Origin of the sequence: Bacteroides caecigallinarum, assembly GCF_021530995.1 — a bacterium.
GTDB lineage: Bacteria > Bacteroidota > Bacteroidia > Bacteroidales > Bacteroidaceae > Phocaeicola > Phocaeicola faecigallinarum.
The window spans coordinates 1-328 of the sequence record NZ_JADYTF010000320.1; the positions used below are offsets into that span (position 1 = coordinate 1).

The 328-nt window shown below is 50.3% G+C and carries 1 rRNA gene; it reads right to left on the bottom strand.

Annotated elements, in window-relative coordinates:
* Window positions 1–328, bottom strand: a 23S ribosomal RNA gene (locus I6E24_RS16840); the annotation flags it as partial.

Genomic DNA, 328 nt, shown 5'->3' on the forward strand with positions numbered 1-328 from the left:
TCAAGCACCCTTCTGCCATTACACTCTTGGGCCGGTTACCGATCGGCCTGAGGGTACCTTTAGAAGCCTCCGTTACGCTTTTGGAGGCGACCACCCCAGTCAAACTACCCACCAAGCAATGTCCTTCTCTACCGAAGTTAGAACTCAAACAAACGAAGGGTCGTATTTCAACAGCGGCTCCACAAATACTGGCGTACCTGCTTCAATGCCTCCGACCTATCCTACACATCGCGTGCCCAAATTCAATGCTAAGCTATAGTAAAGGTTCACGGGGTCTTTTCGTCCCATCGCGGGTAATCGGCATCTTCACCGATACTACAATTTCACT